Genomic DNA, 22,438 nt, shown 5'->3' on the forward strand with positions numbered 1-22,438 from the left:
CGGGAGGCTCGTCACCAGCTGGTGACGGGCCTCCCGTCCGTCTCGTGGCCCGGTTGGTGCCGGGTGTGTGCCGCTGCCGGGCGTGTGCCGCTGCCGGGTGTCAGCCGCTGCCGGATGTCAGCGCGGGATGACCGAGAACAGGAACTTCCGCCGGATCATGTACCAGCTGAGCAGGATCAGCGCGGTGTGCACGGCGGTGCCGATCCAGACGTTGCCGTAGTCGAGGGGCAGCGACGCGATCACCAGCGCGAAGAAGACCTGCCACACGAACACGTAGAGGCTGGCCTGCCCGAGCGGGATCCACAGCCACCCGATGACGGCGTTCACGGGCTTCCAGAACACGGTGAGGATCGCGTACGACACGATCGCGAAGAACGCGATGTCGATCAGACGGCCCCACTGCAGGTCCACCCGCTGGTACGCGGTGTTGTAGAGGTCCTGGTACATCGAGGCCGGGAACGGAGTCGGCGTGAAGTCGAAGCGGTCGCCGGCCCAGACGTAGACCAGGAAGGCTGCGTACCCGCAGATCAGCACGCCGATCAGGACCTTGCCGAGCCGGCCGGTCAGCGCCCGGGTGATCTGGCGTCGGTAGTACCCGAGGACCAGTCCATGCGTGAAGACCACCTGCCAGGTCAGCAGCGGGAACACCGCGTCGAACTGCGAGTTCAGCGGTTTGAAGTCGGGGTTCACCGCCTGGAAGACGTAGAGCGCCCAGCTGACGACGAGCAGCGCCCACCAGTAGCCGCGTCGGATCACCCACATGAACACCGGGATGAACAGGCTGAGCACCACGAACAGGCCCATGATGTTGAACGGCCACGGGCCCATCTCGAGCAGCAGGAACTGCCGGATCGCGTACCAGGGCGGCGGGTACGCCAACAGCTGCATCGCGTTCGGGTACAGGTCGTAGACGCGACCCTCGGCCTGCACGCCGTCGAGACCCGTGCCCCGGTCGGTGAAGGTCGTGATCGCGTCCGTGTTCAACAGCGGCACGAAGCTCAGTGCGAAGACGATGAGGATCACTGCGAGCGTGACGAGGTACTGCTTCCGGGCACGCTTCCACGCACCGATCGCCGACGCCCACTCGCCGAACCGGGCGATGCCGAGCGGGTAGACCATGCCGAGCACCATGCCGGAGAGGAACACGAACATCTCGGCACCGGTGATCGCGCCGACCGCGTGCAGCGTCAGGTACGAGTACGGGCCGGAGACCTCGATGTGGGTGATCACCACGGCGAGGATGATGAACCCGCGGAACAGGTCGAGTCGCAGATCGCGCCCCGGCTTGCCGTCGTCCGGGTAGCGCCAGCTGGGCACGAGCCGTCCGACCAGCCCGCTGACCACGAACACGAGCGCCAGGCCCGCCGCCAGCCAGACGATCCACGCCATCTGGTCGCCACCGGTGTCGAGCTGCTGGTTCGTCGCGGCGGCGCCCTGCTGCGGGGTGACCCGGTCGGTGACCGGACCGAACACGAACTGGTCGGCGTCCTGGAGGTCCGTGCGGAATGACCCGGCGATCCCCGGGGCCTTCGCGAAGCGCCAGTCGGCCACGCGGTTGCCGGCCTCGGGTTCCCGACGGTTCGCCTCGATGTACGTCACCCCGCGGATCTCGGGGGTCTCCCGCACCTCGGCGAACACCTGCCGCCACCAGCTCTGCTTCACCTGCAGCTCGCCGGCACCACCGAGGGAGTGGTCGTAGAGCGCGCCCGTGTCGAGCAGCATCGGGCGGTCTCGGTCGACGGCGAACCGGTCGACGAAGGACCGGGGCTGCTGCTGGTCGTAGCCCCAGCGTTCGGCGAAGCGCTGTGCGACCTCGTCCGACGCCGGCACGTCGTTGCGCGTCAGCGGGACGTCACGGCCGGCTGCCTCGGTCGCCTTGCCCTTGCCGAAGAAGAACATCGACAGGCCGACCCAGTCGACGGACGACGCCCCGGGCCAGTACGGCTCGTAGGGGTCGTCGGCGGCGGTGAGCCGGCCGTCGCCGTTGGTGTCGAGCTTCTCGGTGTCGGTCGCCGACAGGTCCGCCAGACGGCCCGCGGACGAACCGAACGGGTAGCCGGCGCCGTAGGAAGGCGACCACACCATGCGGGCATCCGAGTCCCCGGCGTGCACCTGCTTCGCGACCGTCCGGAAGGCCCGCACGAACTGCGTCGGCTGCTGTCCCCAGCGCACCCACGTGCCGTTCATCTGCGGGGCGAAGCGGACCAGGAGCTGGGTGTCGTACTGCCGGTGGGCTCGCTCGAACAGGGTGTTCGCGCGACGGGCGTCGGCGGTCGTCAGGGATCCGAGCGACTGGTCGGGCACCAGGCTGACGACCAGCACGGCACCCTGGGCCGCGGCGGCCCGGGTGGAGCGGAGGAACTGCTGCTGAGCACCTGCGTCGAGCGGGTAGGCGATCTCGACGCCGTACATCGACGGGGTCGCACCGAGGCGGCCCTCGTAGCCGTCGGGAGCGTCGGAGCCCCAATCGAGGTCGGGGCCGAACCAGGTCCGGCCGGTCGGCGGGTCGACGGCACCCCGCGGGCCGGCCGTCGGAGTACTCGTCGCGGCGGCCGTCGGGGTGCTCGTCGCGGCGTTCGCCGGCAGGGCTCCGCCGAGCAGGAGCACGCCGATGACCATGAGGAAGGCGACGACCCGCGCCCCGAGCTGTGTCACCGGTCGCACACCAGCACCCAGACGTTCCGCCCACCCTCGTGGTGGTGTTCGAGGCGGTCGAGCGCCGCGATCGCCAGGGCCAGGCCGCGCCCGCCCTCGTCCTCCGGGTCGGCCATCGTCACGGCGCTGAGGTCGATGTCCACGGGCATGCCGTTGTCCGACAGCACCGCGACGAGCTCGGTGTCGTGGGCGGTCAGGTCGAGGACGAACCGACGCCCCTCGTGCGGGTCCGACCGGCGGGTGTGCTCGATGACGTTCGCGGCGACCTCCACCAGGGCGGTCTCCAGTCGGAACCGCAAGGTCGGGTCGTCGATCCCCTGGCCGTCCCACCACGCGGCGAAGGTGTCCTGCACGGTGTCCAGCGACGCCGGGACCGCGGGGACGTCGATGCTCGCGTGCGTGCTCACAGAGGTCCTCCGACCGTCGTGGACTCGTGTTCCAGGGCCACCGGGGCGTCAGGGCCCTTGTAGCGGACCGCCCGGATCACGATGCTGAAGATGAAGAGGTCGAAGACGACCCACGCGGTGTTCACCAGGGGCGCGATCCCCTCCGCCTGACCGGTCAGGTACCGGATGCCGATCATCACCAGAGCCGCGGCGAGCGCCGCCATCGCGATGAGCTGCGGCTTCACGAGGTCCCAGCGCGGCTTGGCGGCACTGGCGTCGCGGACCTTCGGCGTCACGCGGAAGCCGAGCGGCCGGCCGCGGAAGACGTTCTCGAACGCGCTGGTGACCGACTCGATCCACACCGGGAAGAGCGCCAGCGAGTACTGCTGCCCGCGCCACGTCGGTCTGCCCGCGGCGACCACCCAGAACAGCAGCTGGTTGAGCACCAGGAACGGGATGAGCCGGGCGAAGAAGTCGGTGCTGTAGGCCTGGACCGGCACGACGCCGAACGACAGGCAGAGCACCGGGGCGGCGATGTACACCACGGCGGCGAAGCCGGACAGGTAGCTCCACATCGTCGAGAAGTACATCAGGCGCTGCCCGAACGACAGGCCCTTCTGCACCAGGGGGTTCTCGCGGAAGAAGACCTGCATGGTGCCCTGTGCCCAGCGGAGCCGCTGCACGAGCATCGTCTCGAGGTCCTCCGGCGCGAGCCCCTTCGCCAGGATCTCGTCGTGGTAGGCCGAGCGCCAGCCGAGGCCGTGCAGACGCATCGCGGTCGCCATGTCCTCGGTCACCGAGATCGTGGCCAGCGGCATGATCGCCTGCGCCTCGTCGTCGCGGTTCACGTCGAGCGCCCGGGCGAGCACCGCGATGGACTCGATCGCGGCCACCGGCGACGCACCCCGCTGCCCGAGGACGTCGAGTGCGGCGTCGTCGAGGCCAGCGAAGGTGTTCGCGTCGGTCGACATCGCCGCGAGCTCCTGGAGGTCGGCGCGCACCGACTCGAGGTCGGCGGCGGCGAACCGGAACGCGATCGCGTCGATGCCGCGCTGGAAGCGGTAGGTCACGTCACCGAGCGGCTCCCCGGACGCGATCTCGTCCCGCGCCCTGTCGACGACCGCTTCGGCGTCGTCGAGGGCGACCAGGACACGCTCGTCCGTCTCGGTCTCGCGTGCCCGCCCCAGGAGCTTCCTCGCGGTCTTGATGGTGCGCTGGACGCTCGTCTCGACCTCCCGCACGTACCGCGTGATGCCGAGCTGCATCAGCGCCTCGCGCCGGAGGATCGCGTTCGACCCGCAGAAGAACGCGGCGTTCCAGCCGTCCTTCGACTGCTGGATCGGTCCGTAGAACAGCGGCGCCTGGCTGCCGAGCGGGTCCGAGTCGGGCACGTTCTCGAACCACTGCGGGGTCTGCACGAGCGCCATCCGCTCGTCCTTGAAGTAGCCGAGGGTGCGGTCGAGGATCGAGGGTTCCGGCACTTGGTCGGCGTCGAGGATGAGCAGGAACTCCCCCTGCGTGGCGAGCAGGGCGTTGTTGAGGTTACCGGCCTTGGCGTGCCGCGGACGGTCCACCCAGTCCTTGCCTCGGGTGATGACGCCGAGCCCCGCGGCCTCGGCCGCCGCACGCATCTCGGGGCGGTTGCCGTCGTCGAGCACCCAGGTCGTGTGCGGGTGCGTGATCGCCTTCGCCGCGAGGGCAGTGCGCATCACCAGGTCGATCGGTTCGTTGTACGTGGTGATGAAGACGTCGACCGTGACGTCGGTGCTCGGCTTCGTCGGGGGCTCGCCGCGCTCGCGGAGCCTCCACGCCCCGAACGCGAAGAGCACCGAGTCGATCACGCTGTACGTCTCGGCGAGGATCAGTGGCACGGCGATCCACCACGAGTGCCAGTTCACCGAGGCGATCCAGCGCCAGCCGACGTAGTTCAGGCCGGACACCGCCGCGAGCACGGCGACGGTCCGGACGGCCAGGAGTCGGCGGCGGGGCGTGCCGACGGTCAGTCGACGACGGTCGCGTCGACCGACGTCCAGCGCCGTCATCGGCGCACCCCTGCTGACCCGTCGCTGCGGTGCACGGCGTCCCTCCTGATCCCCGAAGTCCCGCGCACGCGGTTGCCGCGCACGGGTATCCCATCCGGTGCCGTCGGCGGATCCAGGGTCCACGGGCGGCGCCGTCCGCTCGGCGTCGTTCGGGTCGACTCCGGCGTGCTGTCTTGTCTACCGCAGCGGGGCGACACCTGTCAGCAGGATGCCCCGATCTGGGGACGCCGGAGGTGCTGCTCGACGCTGTGCAGGACGGCGGTCAGAACGGCAGGTGCCGGAGCCACCAGGCCTGCGAGCGGATCCGCGCGACGAGCTCGGTGAACGTCCGCGACCGCTCGAGGTCGGGTCGGCCGTCGTCGTGCACCAGGTAGCGGTCGGAGAGCCGTCCGGACCCGGCCCCGAGCAAGGCCTCGAGATCACGGAGAACCGTGTTCCGATCCGCTCGGGTGAGTGGGACGCTCCGCAGCCGGTCCGCGGCGGCCTGGAAACGCTCGGCGTTCCGACCCCCGACGTCGTCGACCTCACGCACGAGCGGCACGATCGCGTCGACCGCATCCGCCAGTCGTTCCACCCGCCCCCGCACACCGCGAGCCTAGACTCACCCCATGTTCGGACGAACACGACGTGACGCGGAACCGGTCGACCTCAGCACGCTGGCACCCTGGCAGTCGGACGGCGTCTCGGCGCAGTGCGTGCCGCTGCCGATCGGCCGCAAGGGCAAGACCATCCCGGGCGTCATGGTCTTCGACGGGACGGTCTCACCGGTGTTCGCGGTGCGTGAGGTCCAGCAGCTCGTCGACCACGACCTCAACACCGTCGAGAACGTCATCCAGCCGCCGATCGCCTTCCTCATGTGGCCGGACGACGCCGCGGACGACTCCATCGCAGGGCATTGGCTCCGCGGTGCGCCGGCGGAGAGCCTGACCCTGCTCGTCGAGCCGCTGGAGGTGTCGCCGACGGTGCAGCTGCTGGGACCGGCACTGAAGTCGTTCCGCGAGTGGGTGCACACGCTTCCTCGCTGAGCGCAGGTCAGGCGCGGCGACGCTCGACCATCCACCGCAGGTGCGCGCCGAAGACCGACCCCGCAAAACTGCTGGTGATCCACGGCAGCAGGGCCACATCCCACCCGTCCAGGACACGGGTGAAGAGGATCATCGCGCCGAAGATGCCCACCACGAGGAGCAACGACGCAATCACCGGTCGGAGCAGTGCGAACACACTCCCTGCCCAGATGAGTCCGGCGACGAAACCCACCGCCAGGTACGGAGCGAGAACGTCGGCGTGCCCGCCCGCGATACCGATCGGGACCCCGATACCCACAACGAGCAGGCACGCCGCCGCGATCAAGTTCACCGGATGCTGTCGCTGTCCGCGCCAGCGCTTTGTCTGTGTCATTTCGGGTAGTACCCAATGTTCTGGAGCGTGTGGTGCGCGGTGTCGGTGACGATGCCCGTGACGCCGCCGACACCGGCAGACGCGTTGAGCCTGATTGCGTTGGCACCCCCGCTGAACACCCCGCTCAACGACCGGACGTTGTTCACAGCCAGGTTGTTCAACGAACTGCTTGACGACTGACCGCCAGGGACCATCGTGCCACCCGCTCCCATCGCAGCGTTCCACGTCGCGTCCCAACCCGACAGCTGCTTCCCGCTGACGAGGTCACCGGCTGCGCCGCCCGTCACGCTGCTGCTGGCGCCGAACCCGAGCGTCGCCATCCGAGCCGTCATCGAGTTGGTGGCCTGCCCGAACCGTTGCGCGAAGGTCCCACCGGCCGGGCCTGCGAGACTCCCGAGAGCGGAGCTCGCGCCACCGCCGACCATCTGGCCGACGAACTCGCGGTTGTCCCACTTTCCGTCGTGGTTGATCGCGTAGGACACCCCGCTGCTCGCGGCACCGGCGACACCGTTCACTGATGCGTTGACCGTCGCAGCGCTGACCATACGTGACGCTGACGCGGCAGTGGCGGCGCGCGCTGCGGCACGGCCTGCCACCATCATCCCGCCGCCGCCGAGGGCGCCGGTGATCCCGCCGACAGCCGTGTCGACAGCGACCTGGCCCCAGTCGACGCTGCCCTTCGTCGCCTTCTGGGAGGCGGTCGAGATCGCGCCGCTGACCATCGCGCCGGATGCCGCCATCAGCGCGATGCCGGCCGGACCGCCGACGCCGGTCGCGAGCAGCGCGACACCGAGGATGACCCCGGCGCCTCCGACGACGCCAGCCGCCACGTACTCCCAGTGACTGCCGTGCTCGTCCTGGTACGCCTGCAGGTCGGCATCCGTCGCCGGCCGGAGCCCGAGCGGGTCGACGGCGTGCAGCGGGTCGTTCCCCGCGTAGGCGTAGGGGTTGCCGGACCAGGCGGTACCGATGACCGGCGGCAACGGGTCGACCGACAGGAACCCACGGGCCGACGGGTCGTACACGCGGGCACCGAGCCACTCGAGCCCTGCGACGGCGAGCCCGCCGGTGGCGGTCAGGTCGACGCCGGCCGGGAGGCCCGTGGCCGCGTCGAGCGCGCTCCACGGGTCCGCCGTGTCGGTGGCGCGGGCAGCTCGCCACGTGGGCTGGGCCCAGTCGTCGCCGACGGCCGTGATCCCGCCCGGCAGGCCGAGGACGTGCACGCCGCCGATCGACAGCAGCGACGGGGTCGGGGACGCGGTGTCCCACCACGTCTCGGCGCCGTCGACCTCGAGCGGTTCGCCGAGCACGTCGACGCGGAGGCGGTGCGCGCCCGTCTCGGTGTACGCGGCGTCTCGCTCGACGACTGCGCTCAGGTGTCCGAGGTCGTCCCACGCGTACTCGGTGGTCGTGCCGTCGGCGGCCGTGCGGCGGACGCGGCGACCGAGCCCGTCGGAGACGTACTCGACGCGTTCGTCCGTCGCGTCGTCGGTGCTCGCGAGGAGCGTGCCGGCGGCGTCGTGCTCGTGTCGGCGCCCGGTGTCACCGACGTGCTCGGCGACGAGGCGACCGGCGTCGTCGTACGCCCACGTGGAGGACGACCCGTCCGGGTGTCCGGCACGGACGAGCTGACCGGCCTCGTCGTGCTCGTAGGTGGTCGTCAGGCCGCCCTGCACTACGGCGCGGATGCGGTCCTCGGCGTCGTGCTCGATCCGGGTGGTGTCGGCGCCGTCGGTCGTCGTGGTGGTGTGGGCGACCAGACGGCCGTTCTCCCAGCTCCAGGCGTGCACGACGTCGCCGACCGCGGCCTGGACGGGGCGTCCGGCCGGGTCGAGGACGAACGAGACGACCGGCAGGCCCACCCGCTCCACGGCGACGAGCCGACCGGCAGCGTCGCGACGGTAGGTGGTGCGGGTGCCGTCGGGCTCGGTCCGGGCCGTGCGGTTGCCGTCGGCGTCGTACTCCCACGTGACGGACCGGTCCCCGCGGCTGCGGCGGACGAGCAGCCCACGGCCGTCGTGCTGGAGTTCGTGGTCGAAGGCGCGGCCGTCCCCGCCGCTGTGGTCGGTGACCACGACGGTGCCGGCGGCGCGGTCGAAGCGGACCTCGGACACGGTCCGTCCGTCGACCGCCACGGTGTGCTGTCGCCCGGATGCGTCGAACGACCAGGTGGTGGTGTGCCCGTCGGGGTCGGTCTGCCCGGTCTGGCGGCCCGCGGCGTCGTACGTCGCCGAGGTCTCGCGGCCGAGCGGATCGGTCACGGCGACGACACGGTCAGCACCGTCGTACCGGTGGGTCGTCACACCGCCGAGCGGGTCGGTGACGCTCGTCACCCGGCCGCGGAGGTCGTGCGTGAACCGGGTCACGCCGCCGAGTCCGTTGACGGCCTCCACGAGCTGCCCGGCCGCGTCGTAGCGGAACCGCCGCTGCCCGGAGCGGACGTCCTGGGCGCTGACGAGTCGACCGGCGGCGTCCCATCGGTAGCGGGCCGTGCCGGCGCCGGGGGTGCTCCGCGTGGTCACCCGCCCGACGGCGTCGTACGCGGTGCGCTCGACGTCACCGGTCGGCAGGGTCCGGGTGACGATGCGGCCGTCGGCGTCGTACCCGAGCACCGTCCGCGCGCCGAGGGGGTCCGTGCTGGCGGACGGGCGTCCGCAGACGTCGTACTCGTAGGTCGTCCGGGCGCCGGACGGGCTGACGACGGCGAGGACACGGCCGGCGAGGTCCCGCTCGAAACGGGTCAGACCGCCCTCGCCGTCGACCAGCTCCACGGGTCGGCCGCAGCGGTCGTAGGTGATGAGTTCGGCCTGGCCGTCGTCACGGGTGGACTCGATCGGCCGGCCGTACTCGTCGTGGCGGACGATCGTGGTGCCGAAGGCGTCCCGGAGCGTCGCGACGCCCGTCGTCACGTCGGTGTCGCCCTCGACTCGGACACCGGTCGGGTCGGTGACGCCGGTGAGCGCACCGTTCCGGTCGTGGTCGCGTCGCCAGACGTTGCCCTCGGGGTCGACGGTCTCACGCAGCCGGGACAGCGGGTCGTGCACGAAGCTCCAGCGACCGCCGTCGGGCAGGTCGAGCGCGGCGACGTTGCCGAGGTCGTCGAACGTGCGGGTCACGGTGCGTCCGAGCGGGTCGGTGGTGCGCTCGGCTTCCCCGTTCGCCCCGTAGCCGTAGGCCGTGCGGGCACCGGTGGGGTCGGTCACGGCGACGATCCGGGAGCCCTCGTGTTCGAAGGTCCACTCGGCGCCGTCCGCGTCGCGTCGGGAGGTCAGGCGGCCGGCCGCGTCGTACCGGTACTCGGTGCGGGCACCGGAGGGGGTGGTCATCGCGGTCGGTCGTCCGGCGGCGTCCCGCTCGACGCGCAGCACGTCGCCGAGGGCGTTCCGGGTCGCCACGAGTTCGCCGTGTTCGTCGTGCTCGAGCTCGACGGTGACGCCGGTGGGGTCGACCGCACGTCGGAGCAGTCCGCGTTCCCAGGTGAGTTCGCTGCGCCCGCCCTCCGGGTCGACGACGACGGACGGGTCACGCTCGTCGCCGGTGTACTCGTAGGTCACGACGGAGCCGGTCTCGGTGACGACGGTGGTCACGCGGTCCTGGTCGTCGTACCCGTAGGTGATGTCAGCACCCGAGGGCGTGACCGTCCGGGTCCGCCGGCCGCGGTCGTCGACGGCGTGCACGGTGACCGAACCGTCGCGGTCGGTGACCGAGACGAGGCGACCGCGGGCGTCGTAGTGCATCGACTGCCGTGCGTCGTCCGTGTCGACGACGCCGACGAGCCGGCCCTTCGCGTCCGCGATCCACGTGTTCGACCGGGAGCCGTCCGGGTCCGAGACCACGGTGACGCGGCCGGGCAGGTAGGCGAACCGGACGGTGCGGCCGTGCGGGGTGACCTGCTCGACGACGCGACGGTCGCCGTCGTAGGTGTTGCGGGCCTCCACGACGCCGTGCTCGTCGACCACCGCGACGACCAGGCCGTCGTCGTTCCACTCGTACGAGCGGGTGCCCGTCGGACCGTGCACGTGGGTGAGCTGTCCGGCGTCGTCGTGCTCGTACTCGACGCGACGGCCGTCCGAGCCGCGCGCCACGACGACCCGGCCGTCGAGCGTCTCGACGTCGATCCAGCGGCCTCGCTCGTGCGCCAGCCGCGACACGGTCCCGTCGGCGCTCCGCTCGACCCGGACCGTCGTGCCCGGGCCGCTGCCGGCTGCCAGCCAGGTACCGGACGGCGTGAACGCCCACCAGCCGCCGTCGGAGTCGCGGACGACCAGGCGTTCGCCCTCCTGCGCGAGTCGGGCGTACTCGCCGACGGCCTGGTCCCAGCCGTCGCCGTCCCGCGGGAACCGGAGCACGCGGCCGTCCGCCTGCGTCAGGGTCGCGCCCTCGTCGTCGACGGTCAGCGCGGTCTCGAGCACGGACGCCCATCCGCGGCCGAACACGCCCACGCGGTCGTCGAGCGAGTTGTACATGCGGGTGAGTCGGAGCTGCTCGGACGCCCCGGTGAACCCGAGGTCGAGTTCCGACTCGAGGAAGTTGCCGGTCGCGGTGTTCACCGGGTCGAGCGAGTAGCCGGTCGTCGGCGGCGCACCGAAGGCCTGCGGCGGCTCGATCGTCAGCCCGGACCGGTCGGCGGACACCCCGGCGCCCTGCAGCGCGGCGGCGAGGGCGACGTCGGACACCGTGGACACCGTTCCGCTGCCACCGGCGGCCTCGAACGCGGCGGCGACGGTGTTCGCCCACGTGACGTCGGCGTCGTTCGCGGTCAGCCAGCCGTCGATCGCGCTGGCGACGCCGTGCGCGCTGATGGAGCCCCACTTGCAGCGGGACGCGAAGTCGTCGAGCTTGCCGCGGAGCGCCGAACCACGGCCGGTCAGCTGCCCGTTCAGGTCCCCGGAGCCGGTGGCGAAGGACCGGAGGTCGTCGGGACGGGCCGACGACGTCCCACCGCCCCCGCCGCCACCGGAGCCCGGCGTCGGCGTCTGCCGCGTGCCCGCGGGCGGCGTGCTGGACTGGAACACCGGCTCGGGTTCGGGCGCTTCCGACGGCGGCTTGTCCTCGCCGAACAGCCAGTCGTGACCGACCTCGAGCAAGTTGCGGTCGTCGTGCTCCTTCTGCCAGTCGCGGGCGCGCTTGCGACGCGCGTTCTCCTGCTCGGCAGCGGTCTTGAGGATCCGGACCCATCCCGCGACCTCGCGGAGGGTCCCGGTCAGCCGGGTGGCGTCGGTCGCGGCGGTCGTCGCGTTCTGGCCGAAGAGGTCGGCGAAGTGACCGCGGAAGTCCGTGGCGGCGGTCGTGACGTAGGACGCTCGACTGGCGGACTGCCCCTCGATCGTGTCCGCGGTCGACGTCAGCTCGGCGATGAGCGCGTCGGCCGTCGCGTTGTCGAACTCGAGTGGTGCTGCCCCGTGCAAGTCGCTCATGTCCCGTCCCCCGGTCGTCGTCCTGGTCGTGCTGGTCGTACTTGTCGTACTTGTCGTGCTGGTCGTCCCGGGAGCTCAGCCCGCCCCCACAGACGACAGCGGCCCGGTCCGTCGAACTGGTCGACGGCCCGGGCGCTGCGTGAACGGCTGCTTACGCGCCGCCACCCGCCGTGAAGATGTCCTGCGAGATCTTGTCGAGCTGCGTGCGGAGCTGCTCGAGTTCGGTCTTCGCCTTGTCCAGCGCAGCCTTCGTCTCGGGCCAGGTCGACCCACGGAAGTTCGACGCCAGCGGGCCGTCCCACACGTTCGAGTCGGACAGCACGCGCCCCTGGGCGTCGAGCTGCGAGATCTGGTCCGTGAAGCCACCGTTCACGATGGACTGGATCTGGCGGATGGCGGTCTTCGCCTGTTCGGTCGAAAGCACACGCGACATGGTGAACCCCTCTTCTTCTCTTCGTACCTGCACCCCCGCGCAGAAGATCCCCCGGAGGCTCTGACGTCGTCAACCATACCGGGTCGCCGGGCCGACGGGCCAGGTTCTCCACAGACATGACCGGAGGCCCGACACCAGCTGGTGTCGGGCCTCCTGTCAGACCGGTGCGCGCGTCACCACGCGACCGACTCGGACGTCACTGCGTCAGTCGCGCGTGTGGCGCGGCTTGCGGTCGTCGCCGTAGCCACCGCGGTCGTCACGCGAGCCACGGTCGTCGCGGTCGCCGTAGCGGGCGCCGTCACGACGGGTGCCGCTCTCGCGACGCACACCGCCCCGGCTGTCCGGACGGATCTCGATGAGCTTGCCGCTGATGCGGGTGTCGCGCAGACGGTCGAGGACGCCGGAGTCCATGTCGGCCGGCAGCTCCACGACGGAGAAGTCCGGACGGATCTGGATCGCGCCGAAGTCGTCGCGGCGCAGGCCGCCCTCGTTGGCGAGTGCACCGACGATCTGGCGCGGCTCGACGCGGTGGCGACGGCCGACCTCGATGCGGTACGCGGTCATCGGCACCGAGCGACGGCGGCGGTCGCCACCACCGCTGTCGCCGTCACGGTCACGATCACGGGCCGGACGGTCGTCGCGGCTGCGACGCTCGTCGCGCTCGATCTGCTGGCGCGCGCGGTCGTCCGCGGGGTCGAGGAGCAGCGGGGTGTCCCCCTGCGCCACGACGGCCAGGGCTGCGGCGACGTCGGACTCCGGCACGTCGTGGTGCTCGACGTAGTGGGCGATGATGTCGCGGAACGCGCTGACGCGGGACTCCTGCCCGAGGGCGGCAGTGATCGCGTCGTCGAAGCGGGTCAGGCGGGTCGAGTTGACGTCCTCGACGCTCGGCAGCTGCATCTGGGTGAGCGGCTGACGGGTGGCCTTCTCGATCGCGGTGAGCAGGCGACGCTCACGCGGGGTGACGAAGCTGATCGCGGCACCCGACCGGCCGGCACGACCGGTGCGGCCGATGCGGTGCACGTACGACTCGGTGTCGATCGGGATGTCGAAGTTCACCACGTGGGTGATGCGGTCGACGTCGAGCCCGCGGGCGGCGACGTCGGTGGCGACCAGGATGTCGAGCTTGCCGGACTTCAGCTGGTTGACGGTCCGCTCACGCTGGGCCTGGGCGACGTCACCGCTGATGGCGGCGGCGGCGTACCCGCGGGCGCGGAGCTTCTCGGCCAGGGTCTCGGTCTCGCTCTTCGTGCGGACGAAGACGATCATGCCCTCGAAGTCCTCGACCTCGAGGATGCGGGTCAGGGCGTCGACCTTCTGCGGGTACGACACGACCAGGTAGCGCTGCGTCGTGTTCGCCGAGGTGGTGGTCTTCGCCTTGACCGTGATCTCGGCCGGGTCGTTGAGGTACTGCTTCGAGATGCGACGGATCTGCGCGGGCATCGTCGCGGAGAAGAGCGCGACCTGCTTCGTGTCCGGCGTCTCGGCGAGGATCGTCTCGACGTCCTCGGCGAAGCCCATCTTGAGCATCTCGTCGGCCTCGTCGAGCACCAGGTACTTCAGCTCGGACAGGTCGAGGGTGCCCTTGGCGATGTGGTCCATGATGCGACCGGGGGTGCCCACGACGACGTCGACGCCGCGACGGAGGGCGGACAGCTGCACGCCGTACGCCTGGCCGCCGTAGACCGGCAGGACGTGGACGTGCTTCATGTGGGCGGCGTACTGCTCGAACGCTTCGCAGACCTGGAGCGCGAGCTCACGGGTCGGGGACAGGACGAGTGCCTGCGGCAGCTTCGAGCCGGCTTCCATGCGGGACAGCACGGGCAGCGCGAACGCGGCGGTCTTGCCGGTACCCGTCTGGGCGAGGCCGACGACGTCGCGGCCCTCGAGCAGGATCGGGATGGTGGCGGCCTGGATCGCGGAGGGGGTCTCGTACCCGATGTCCTTGACGGCCTTGAGGACGGGGTCGCTGAGCCCGAGGTCGGCGAAGGTGATCACGGGCTCCTCGTCGACGGCTTCGGCGGGGGTGGTGTTCTCGGTGCTCATGGGGAGAACGGTATCCCGTTTTCGGGCTGGACCCCAGACGGACGGGAGGCGCGTGGCGGCGTCACCACGTGCCTCCCGTCCGTCTGGGGGTCGGTTCAGACGACGGACCAGCCGCCGTCGCTCGGCAGGACCGCCCCGTTGACGTTGGCGGAGTCGTCGCTGAGGAGCCACGTGATGGCCGCCGCGAGCTGCTCCGGCTGGGCGACCGGGGGGATGGTGGTCTGCATGATCGGGCCCACGCGGTGGGCGGCGTACTCGCTCTTCATGGGCGCCTCGATGTTCGTCGCGACGGCTCCCGGGGCGACGGCGTTGGCGCGGATGCCCTGGGGACCATGGAAGAACGCGACGCTCTTGGTGTACCCGGCGATGGCGTGCTTGGACGACGTGTACGCGGCACCGGCGGCGGAGGCCTTGAGCGCGGCCTCGGACGCGACGTTCACGACGGAGCCCTTGCCGGCCGCGATCATCAGCGGCAGTACGGCGCGGGTCAAGCGCATCGGCCCGGTGACGTTGACGCTGAAGACGCGCTCCCAGGTGGCGTCGTCGACCTCGTCCGGCGGCAGGAACGCGTCCATGATGCCGGCGACGTTGGCGAGCCCGTCGATGCGGTCGCCCGCTGCGGCGATGAGGGCGTCGATGGTCGCACTCGCGGCGACGTCCCCGACGACGGTGTGCACGTCGAGGCCGCCGAGCTCGGTGCGGAGCGCGTCGAGGCGCGCGGCGACGACGTCGGTGGCGATGACGCGGCCGCCCTCCTGCGCGATGCGGGTGGCCGTGGCGCGTCCGATGCCGGATCCCGCTCCGGTGACGATGATGGTCGAGCCGGCGAACCGTCCGGCGGTGGTGTCGGTCATGGGGTCTCCTCACTGAGTCGCGCTGCCTGCGCACCACAGTTGTAGCACTCAGTGCCGAAAGGGGAGCATGAACGACCGACCTCCGGGGCGTCCGCGCACGATCGACCCCGATGCGGTGTCCCTCGTCGCCCTGCGGCTGTTCGACGAGCGCACCTACGACGCGGTGTCGATGGACGACGTCGCCGCCGAGGCCGGGGTCAGCCGCCGCTCGCTCTTCCGGCTCTTCCCGACGAAGGGCTCGCTGGTCTGGGGCGGTCTCGACGAGTTCCGGGAGCGCTTCGAGGACGCCCTCGCCAGCCGACCGTACGACGAGTCCTCGGGCGACGCGCTCCGGGCCGCCTACCGGATCGCTGCGACGTTCCCCGCCGAGGCGGTCGACCTCACGCGACGGCGCCTCCGCGTGATCCGGGCGAACCCCAGCCTCGGGCAGGAGGGTGCCTTCTTCATCACCGAGCTCGAGCACACCCTGGTGGCGTTCGTGGCCGGGCGCGACGGGGTCTCCGAGGAGGACCTGGCCGTGCAGGTGCGCTGCGCGGTGTTCGCGGCAGCGGCGGACGCGGCCCTGACCTGGTGGGCCCTGAACGGCGGCGCCGGCGGACCGGCCGAGGTCGTGGACGGGGTGCTCGCCGGGCTGGTGTGAGCCCTAGCCGGCGGCCGGTCTGTCCGGGTCGGCCTGGCCGCCCGGGGCGACCGGGCCATCCGGGGCGAGCGGGCCACCCGGGGCGGCCTCGCCACCTGCGCCGAGGACCTCGGCCGCACGGTCGTTGAACCGCGCCAGCAGCCGGGCGAGGTCGCGCAGTTCCTGCCCGTCGAACACGCTCGTGACGTCGTCGAACACCGCGTCCCCCTGCGCGTCGAGGCCGTCCAACAGGGCACGTCCGGCCGGCGCCAGTGCGAGCAGGGCCGCGCGACCGTCGTCCGGGTCCGGGGTGGTGCGGACGTAGCCGGCGTCGACGAGCCCCGCGATCCGCCGGCTGACCACCGGTCGCGACAGGCCGGTGCGCTCGGCGACGGCGGTCGAGCGGACCGCGCCCAGGCGCTCGACGGCCCGCAGGATCACCCGGGCGGTCGGGTCGAGTCCGCCGGACTGCTCGATGAGCACCGTGCGCAGCGTCTGGCGCACCCAGAGCCGGTCGAGCTGCCGACGGAGCAGCCGCTCGGCCTCGGGCCGGTCGTCGCCGGGCCGGTCGTCGTCCGGCTGTTCGTCGTCCAGCTGTTCGTCGGGGCGTTGGTCCTCGGGCACGGCGTCATCGTACGACGCGCCAACTAGTTGCTTGCAGAACGCAATCGATGTAAAGTTGCGGAGCCTGCAATGTTTCAGGTTGCGCAGCGGCCCCTCGGTGGCCCCCGCACCCGCCTCGCCTCCGCCCGACGACGCACTCGCCGTCCGGCACGTCGAACCAGAAGGACCCGCATTGTCAACAGCCACCGCACAGACGCCGGTGTCGGGCCGGAGCGCCACCACCGGTGCGCCCGGTCAGCAACCCCTGATGACCCACCGTCAGATCCTGCTCGTCATCTACGGGCTGATGGCGGGCATGTTCCTGTCGTCCCTCGGACAGACGGTCTTCGGCACCGCGATCCGCACCATCGGTGACGACCTGCACGGGCTCGACCAGCAGGCGTGGGTGACCACCGCCTACCTGATCACGTCGACCATCGCGACGCCGATCTACGGCAAGCTCTCCGACATCTTCGGCCGTCGTCCGCTCTACATCTTCGGCATCGTGGTCTTCATCCTCGGCGCCGTCCTGTCGTCGATGTCCACGTCGATGCTCATGCTCGCCGCCTTCCGCGCCGTGCAGGGCATCGGTGCCGGTGCGCTGATGTCGCTGCCGCTCGCGATCATGGGCGACATCCTCGCCCCGCGTGAGCGTGCCAAGTACCAGGGCTACTTCCTCGCCGTCTTCGGCATCTCCTCGGTCATCGGCCCGCTCATCGGCGGCCTGCTCGCCGGCGCCTCCGAGATCCTCTTCATCACCGGCTGGCGCTGGGTGCTCCTCATCAACGTGCCGATCGGCATCGCCGCGCTCGTCATGGTGATCGTCTTCCTGCACCTGCCGAAGGTGCACGACAAGCGCGACAAGCCGATCGTCGACTGGTGGGGCGCGACCTCGGTCATCGTCACCCTCGTCCCGCTGCTGCTGGTCGCCGAGCAGGGCCGCACGTGGGGCTGGGGCTCCCCCGCCGCACTCGCCTGCTACGTCATCGGCGCGGTCGGCCTGGTCGCCCTGCTGATCATCGAGTCGAAGATGGGCGACGCGGCGATCATCCCGCTCAAGCTCTTCCGCTCCGGCACGTTCTCGATGGCGACGATCATCGGCTTCCTGGTCGGCTTCGCGATGTTCGGCGCCATGCTGACCATCCCGCTGTACCTGCAGATCGTCGTCGGCCTGAGCCCGACCGAGTCCGGCTTCGCCACGCTGCCCCTGGTCGGTGGCCTGATGATCGCCTCGATCACCTCGGGTCAGATCGTCGCCCGCGTCGGCCGCTACCGGGTCTTCCCGGTCATCGGCACCGCCCTGGTCTCCGCCGGCTACGTCGTCCTGACCTTCATGACGATCGACAAGCCGCTCTGGTTCCTGATGATCGGCATGTTCCTCATCGGTCTCGGACTCGGTTCGGTCATGCAGTCCCTGACGCTCGCGTCGCAGGGCTCGGTCGAGGCGAAGGACATGGGCGTCGCGACCAGCTCGGCGACCTTCTTCCGCCAGATCGGTGGAACGCTCGGCACGGCCGTGCTGCTGTCGATCCTGTTCTCGGTGATGCCCGCCAACATCGTGCACGCCACGGCGAACAAGGCCGACCTGACCGACGCCCTCGACGCAGCACTGAACCCCACCGTCGCCAGCGCGAAGGCGAACCAGGGCGTCATGGACCAGATCTGGGACCCGATCGTCGGCCCGATCCAGGACAGCATCGACTCCGGGCTCGACCGCGGCACCACCGCCGCCAAGCAGGCCGCCGACCAGGCCGTCACCCAGCAGGTCACCGCCGCCGTCCAGGCGCAGGTCGACGCCGGCACGATCCCGGCCGCCGCCGCCGAGACCGTGATCGCCCAGCAGGTCGCCGACGCCACCCCGCAGGCGGAGACCACCGCTCTGGCGACGGCCGCCGACCAGGCGCACGCCAGCGTCGTCGACGGACAGCTCGCGGTCGACTGGAAGGACGCCGGACAGCGCGGCTACTGGGTCGACCAGGTCGTCCCGGACCTCGTCAAGCAGATCGACAAGGGTGCGAACGACGACTCGAGCGCCTCGGCCACGAACGACACTTCGTTCCTGACCGGTGCCGACCAGCGCCTGACCCGTCCGTTCATGGCCGGCTTCAACGCCTCGTCCGTCACGATCTACTGGGTCGGGCTCGCCGTGATCCTGCTCGCCTTCGTGCTGACCTGGTTCTTCAAGGTGCCGCCGCTGCGCCAGCGTTCGGCCCTGCAGGAGCAGGCGGACATGTCCGCCGAGGCACAGCTCGAAGCCGAGGCCGGCATGGCCGCGGCCGAGGCAGGCTCCTTCACCGGTCCGATGACCGGTTCCACGTCGACCCAGCGTCGGTGACCACCCGGGCCGCCCGCACGTCCGCCGACCAGTGTCGGCAGCGTGCGGGCGGCCCGTCCCTCCACTCCCCCACCGGAGGTCGCCCGTGACCACCACGGCAGCACCCGCACCCGCACCCGACAGCGCCGTCGGCAGCACCGAGCCCTGCACGCTCCGCGAACGGAAGAAGCAGCAGACCCGGCAGGCGATCCACCACGCCGCGCTGACCCGCATCACCGACCACGGCCTGGACGGCGTCACGGTCGAGCAGATCTGCGCCGATGCCGACGTCTCGCCGCGCACGTTCTTCAACTACTTCTCGTCGAAGGCCCACGCGGCCATCGGCCTGGACACCGTCGAGGTACCCGACGCCGCCCGTGACCGGTTCGCCACCGCCGGCGGGCCGCTCATCGACGACGTCTGCGACCTGGTCGCCCACACCGTGCCGCTCTCCTCGGACCGCGCCCGCGCGAAGGAGCTGCTCGTCCGCCGCCCGGAGATGACGTCGATGGTGATGCGGTGGATGGCCGAGTCCCGGCAGTCCCTCATCGCCGCCGTCAGCACCCGCACCGACGAGGACACCGCCCGCACGGCGGTCGCCCTGGTGATGGCGGCCCTGACCGAGGCGGCCCACCGCTTCAGCGTGCAGGACCAGGCGGACCTGTCCACGCGCCTCCGCGCCGTCGTCGCCGAGATGGTCGCGCTCGTCACCGACCGCTGACCGATCGGCCACTGACCGGTGGGCCGCTGACCGGCCGAGGCGCCCAGCGGGTCACGGGACGGGAGGCACGTCCCCGGTCATGACGACCCGTCCGGCCGCGTCGTCCCAGCGGTAGGTCGCGTCGGCGCGACCGCTCGCCTCGGCGTTCGACTCCCCGTCACGCGGGTACCGGTACGTGACCGACACGGCAGCGTCCGAGGTGCGCGTGACCTCCGGCGTGAAGGGGTACTGCACCTTCGTCGCCGTGCCGAGGTACGTGCCGTCGTGGAACAGCAGGATCGCCGACGGCGAGCTGCCGGTCGAGTCGGTCGGGCGCAACACGACCCACGACAGGGCCGCGCACGGGTCGTACCCGCCGCGAGCGGCCCCGGCGGTGTCCCACTTGGCCCCCTCGATGCCGGCCGGTGCGCCGAGTCGGGCGGCCGCCTGCTGGATCGCGCTGGTCGGGTCCTCGCTGCCACACGTCGGGGTGGCGGTCGGCTGCGGCGTCTGCACCGGTGCCGGCGTCGCCGCCGCGGCTGGGGTCGGGGTCGGGGTCGAGGTCGGGGTCCCCGTCGACTCCGCCGACGGCGCGACGGTCTGCGTCACCGTCTGCGTCGGTGCCGGGTCACCCGACCCGGTCGAACACCCGGTGAGGGCGATCGAGACGAGCCCGAGCGGGACGAGGCCGCGCAGCACGGCGGGACTGTGAGCAGCCTCGCTCTGTGTCGTCGTTTTCGCTGCGATCGGTGTCGGGTCAGGTGGTGCCGATGACGAGGGTGCTGCGGGCGGCCTCGACGACGTCGTTGGTGATGACGTCGAGCTCGTTGATCTTCAGGACGCGTTGGATCTGAGGGAGGAGGCGCTCAAGGAGCCGGAAGTTGCCGCGGGTGATGCGTTCGACGGCGGCGATGGCTTGCGCGTCGGTGAAGTCGTCGGGGTCGAGCGTCTTGCCGAGCTTGCGCCATTGACGTTCGAGGACGAAGAGCAGCTCGTCGTGGCCGAGCGGACGGTACTGGTGGGCGAAACCGAGGCGGCTGTAGAGCTGCGGGTAGTGGCTGAACTGCTTCTCGATGCCGGGCATGCCGATGAGGATCATCGCTATGCCGGTGCGGTCGTACTGGTCGCGGAGCCACTCGATCGCGTTGCCGGTGAGGCGTTCGGACTCGTCGATGATGATCAGCTCGAGCAGGGACGGGTTGGGGCCGTGTGCGTGGTCGAAGTGGCGACCCTGGAGCAGGAAGTGTTCCTCGATGCAGCGTTCGGTGCGGAGCATGTCGTGCCGGAGGTCGTCCTGCAGGGCGCGCATCGTGGCGGAGACCTCGGGCGTGTAGAAGACGGTGCGGGCTCGGTGGGCGGCGGCGTAGATCTTCGTGTCGTCTTCGCTGCGTGCGGCCCATCTGGCGATGAACGGGCCGATGCTGTCCCAGTGGGCGTAGCGGCGTGCGGAGAGGGTCTTGCCGACGCCAGCGGGGCCGAAGCAGACGCCGATGGTGTTCTGCTTCCGGACGGCGTCGGCGAACTCCGCGAACCGACGGTGTTCCTTCGTGATGATGAACTGGCTCGTCATGACCGGTCCTCCTCGTAGGTCATCAGTCGCGGTTGATCCGGTGCCGGTGCGGGTGCTGGTGGGGTGTGATCATCGGGTGTGGGGCGGACGATCGCGATGCGTTCGCGGATCTGCCCGCGCAGGGCTCTTCGTTGCGCGTTCCGGGCGGCCTGGATCTGCTTGAGACTGATGGTCTCGGTCTGATGCGCGGTACTGATCGCGGTGCACAGGAACGCGTCGCGGTGAAAGACACGGATCTCGGTGACGTCGCGGGGGTCGTACCGGACGCTGACGGTGCTGCCCACGAAGGGTGCGAGAGTGGTTGCGGTGTAGCGGAGCCCTTCGAAGTGGATGCCGTCTCGTTGCACGACACGCGTGGTCGGGACGGTGAGCAGGAACCCGTCGAGCTGCTCGAGGGAGTCCGGCATTCGTGGCAGCCACCCGTCTGCGATCCACGCTTCCAGTGGGCTCTTCCGGAGCTCGCGGTGGATGCGGGCGTTGTAGCGGCGGATGAACGTGTTGATGGCACTGTCGACACCGGCGAGATCCAGCGCCGGCGTCGGCGCCGGCGCCGAGGATCCGGGTGCGAGGTGGCCGGGGAGCGTTGGGAGCAGCTCGGTGTTGATGGTGCCGAAGAACCGCTCGATCTTCCCGCGGCCCTGGGGGCGAGCGACCTGCGAGTGGATGATGCGGAGGTGCAGCACGGCGGCGGTGTCGCCGATTCGGTGGCTGGTGAAGTCGGACCCGTGGTCTGTGTAGAGCACGTCTGGGATCCCGCAGACAGGCCAGTCCGGTTCCGGCTTGTGCCAGATCGCTTGCCGGAGCGCGAGCGCGGTGTTCGCGGCGGATGGGGCGCCGAGGAACACCATGTACCCGCAGACCGCGCGGGAGTAGTCGTCGAGGATCACCGTCAACCACGGCCGTTCGGGCTTGCCGTCGGGTCCGACGATGAGCAGATCGAGCATCGTGTGGTCCGCCTGCCAGATCGCGTTGGGGCGATCCGCACGACGTCGGAGCAGCAGTTCGTGCTTGTCCCGATATGACGCGGGCCCCTCAAGCGCGAGCGTCACCATCCCGGGATCAAGCCCGTTCACGATCGACCGCACAACGGAGTACGACGGCGCTGAGAGACCTCGTTTGGTGCAGTAATTGTCGACCTGGCGGTGAATCGTGGCGATCGAAGGTCGTGGCTTGGTGAGTGCGAGCCCCTCAATCAGGCGCACCAGTTCCGGTGCCGTCCGTCGGGCGCCGTGATCGGTGCGGGTGCCGTCGGCGAGAGCCGGGTATCCGCCGGTTCGGTAGCGGGCCAACCAGCGTTGCAGGGTGCGCTCAGCGACGCCCGTGGTGCGGGCCAGGGTGGCGAGCGGGATGGCGTCCTCGACGTGCAGTCGAAGGATGCCCCACCGCTCGCTCGCGTCCATA

At 70.8% G+C, this 22,438-nt stretch carries 17 protein-coding genes; 4 read left to right on the forward strand and 13 right to left on the reverse strand.

From position 1 onward, the window contains the following. Nucleotides 1-117: 117 nt before the first annotated feature. From QCD68_RS07815 to QCD68_RS07830, 4 genes are all read right to left on the reverse strand, one after another. Entirely contained in the window at nucleotides 118-2,664 is a 2,547-nt protein-coding gene (locus QCD68_RS07815; RefSeq protein ID WP_301222614.1) for an OpgC family protein, read from the reverse strand. Next, a complete protein-coding gene (locus QCD68_RS07820) occupies nucleotides 2,652-3,062 on the reverse strand; it encodes an ATP-binding protein (protein WP_111075821.1) in 411 nt (136 codons plus the stop codon). The genes QCD68_RS07815 and QCD68_RS07820 overlap by 13 nt, the downstream gene beginning before the upstream one ends. Next, a complete protein-coding gene (locus QCD68_RS07825) occupies nucleotides 3,059-5,083 on the reverse strand; it encodes a glycosyltransferase (RefSeq protein WP_301222615.1) in 2,025 nt (674 codons plus the stop codon). Before QCD68_RS07825 ends, QCD68_RS07820 begins: the two co-directional genes overlap by 4 nt. A 262-nt stretch (nucleotides 5,084-5,345) precedes the next feature. Continuing rightward, complete coding sequence (locus QCD68_RS07830; protein WP_253467519.1) at nucleotides 5,346-5,669, reverse strand: hypothetical protein; 324 nt, start codon at nucleotides 5,667-5,669, stop codon at nucleotides 5,346-5,348. A 22-nt stretch (nucleotides 5,670-5,691) separates the two neighbouring features. Here QCD68_RS07830 and QCD68_RS07835 point away from each other — a divergent pair, with 22 nt between their 5' ends. Further along, nucleotides 5,692-6,108, forward strand: a complete 417-nt coding sequence (locus tag QCD68_RS07835) for a hypothetical protein (protein ID WP_301222616.1) — start codon at nucleotides 5,692-5,694, stop codon at nucleotides 6,106-6,108. 7 nt (nucleotides 6,109-6,115) lie between these two features. Here the strand turns inward: QCD68_RS07835 and QCD68_RS07840 are convergent, their stop codons facing one another. From QCD68_RS07840 to QCD68_RS07860, 5 genes are all read right to left on the reverse strand, one after another. Next, the gene (locus QCD68_RS07840; RefSeq protein WP_290157754.1) at nucleotides 6,116-6,439 is read right to left on the reverse strand and encodes a hypothetical protein; all 324 of its coding nucleotides are present in this window, start codon (nucleotides 6,437-6,439) and stop codon (nucleotides 6,116-6,118) included. 38 nt (nucleotides 6,440-6,477) lie between these two features. Beyond that, nucleotides 6,478-11,898, reverse strand: coding sequence for a DUF6531 domain-containing protein (locus tag QCD68_RS07845; RefSeq protein ID WP_301222617.1), 5,421 nt, complete (start codon nucleotides 11,896-11,898; stop codon nucleotides 6,478-6,480). 151 nt (nucleotides 11,899-12,049) lie between these two features. Then, on the reverse strand, nucleotides 12,050-12,331 hold the full coding sequence (locus tag QCD68_RS07850) for a pyrophosphorylase (protein ID WP_111075815.1): 282 nt from the start codon (nucleotides 12,329-12,331) through the stop codon (nucleotides 12,050-12,052). 204 nt (nucleotides 12,332-12,535) lie between these two features. Then, the gene (locus QCD68_RS07855; protein WP_111075814.1) at nucleotides 12,536-14,377 is read right to left on the reverse strand and encodes a DEAD/DEAH box helicase; all 1,842 of its coding nucleotides are present in this window, start codon (nucleotides 14,375-14,377) and stop codon (nucleotides 12,536-12,538) included. Between the two features lie 95 nt (nucleotides 14,378-14,472). Further along, nucleotides 14,473-15,231 carry an SDR family NAD(P)-dependent oxidoreductase gene (locus QCD68_RS07860; protein WP_301222618.1) on the reverse strand — a complete coding sequence of 253 codons (759 nt, stop codon included), beginning with the start codon at nucleotides 15,229-15,231 and terminating at the stop codon, nucleotides 14,473-14,475. A gap of 67 nt (nucleotides 15,232-15,298) precedes the next feature. Between QCD68_RS07860 and QCD68_RS07865 the strand changes: the two genes are divergently transcribed. Continuing rightward, complete coding sequence (locus QCD68_RS07865) at nucleotides 15,299-15,871, forward strand: TetR/AcrR family transcriptional regulator (protein WP_301222619.1); 573 nt, start codon at nucleotides 15,299-15,301, stop codon at nucleotides 15,869-15,871. Nucleotides 15,872-15,874: 3 nt separating this feature from the next. Here the strand turns inward: QCD68_RS07865 and QCD68_RS07870 are convergent, their stop codons facing one another. Beyond that, complete coding sequence (locus QCD68_RS07870) at nucleotides 15,875-16,474, reverse strand: MarR family transcriptional regulator (RefSeq protein ID WP_301222620.1); 600 nt, start codon at nucleotides 16,472-16,474, stop codon at nucleotides 15,875-15,877. 247 nt (nucleotides 16,475-16,721) lie between these two features. On the opposite strand from QCD68_RS07870, the gene QCD68_RS07875 reads away from it, so the two are divergent. Then, nucleotides 16,722-18,788 carry an MDR family MFS transporter gene (locus QCD68_RS07875; protein ID WP_301222621.1) on the forward strand — a complete coding sequence of 689 codons (2,067 nt, stop codon included), beginning with the start codon at nucleotides 16,722-16,724 and terminating at the stop codon, nucleotides 18,786-18,788. Between the two features lie 85 nt (nucleotides 18,789-18,873). Then, a complete protein-coding gene (locus QCD68_RS07880) occupies nucleotides 18,874-19,488 on the forward strand; it encodes a TetR/AcrR family transcriptional regulator (protein ID WP_301222622.1) in 615 nt (204 codons plus the stop codon). Between the two features lie 51 nt (nucleotides 19,489-19,539). Here the strand turns inward: QCD68_RS07880 and QCD68_RS07885 are convergent, their stop codons facing one another. From QCD68_RS07885 to QCD68_RS07895, 3 genes are read right to left on the reverse strand one after another with little or no spacing between them, the layout of a single operon-like run. Beyond that, nucleotides 19,540-20,166: an LppP/LprE family lipoprotein gene (locus tag QCD68_RS07885; protein WP_301222623.1), complete on the reverse strand. Its 627-nt coding sequence runs from the start codon at nucleotides 20,164-20,166 to the stop codon at nucleotides 19,540-19,542. 58 nt (nucleotides 20,167-20,224) lie between these two features. After that, on the reverse strand, nucleotides 20,225-21,037 hold the full coding sequence (locus tag QCD68_RS07890) for an AAA family ATPase (RefSeq protein ID WP_301222624.1): 813 nt from the start codon (nucleotides 21,035-21,037) through the stop codon (nucleotides 20,225-20,227). Beyond that, nucleotides 21,034-22,437 carry a Mu transposase C-terminal domain-containing protein gene (locus QCD68_RS07895; protein WP_071301383.1) on the reverse strand — a complete coding sequence of 468 codons (1,404 nt, stop codon included), beginning with the start codon at nucleotides 22,435-22,437 and terminating at the stop codon, nucleotides 21,034-21,036. The genes QCD68_RS07890 and QCD68_RS07895 overlap by 4 nt, the downstream gene beginning before the upstream one ends. Nucleotide 22,438 lies beyond the last annotated feature (1 nt).

This window comes from Curtobacterium sp. PsM8 (assembly GCF_030433875.1).
Classification (GTDB): Bacteria; Actinomycetota; Actinomycetes; order Actinomycetales; family Microbacteriaceae; genus Curtobacterium.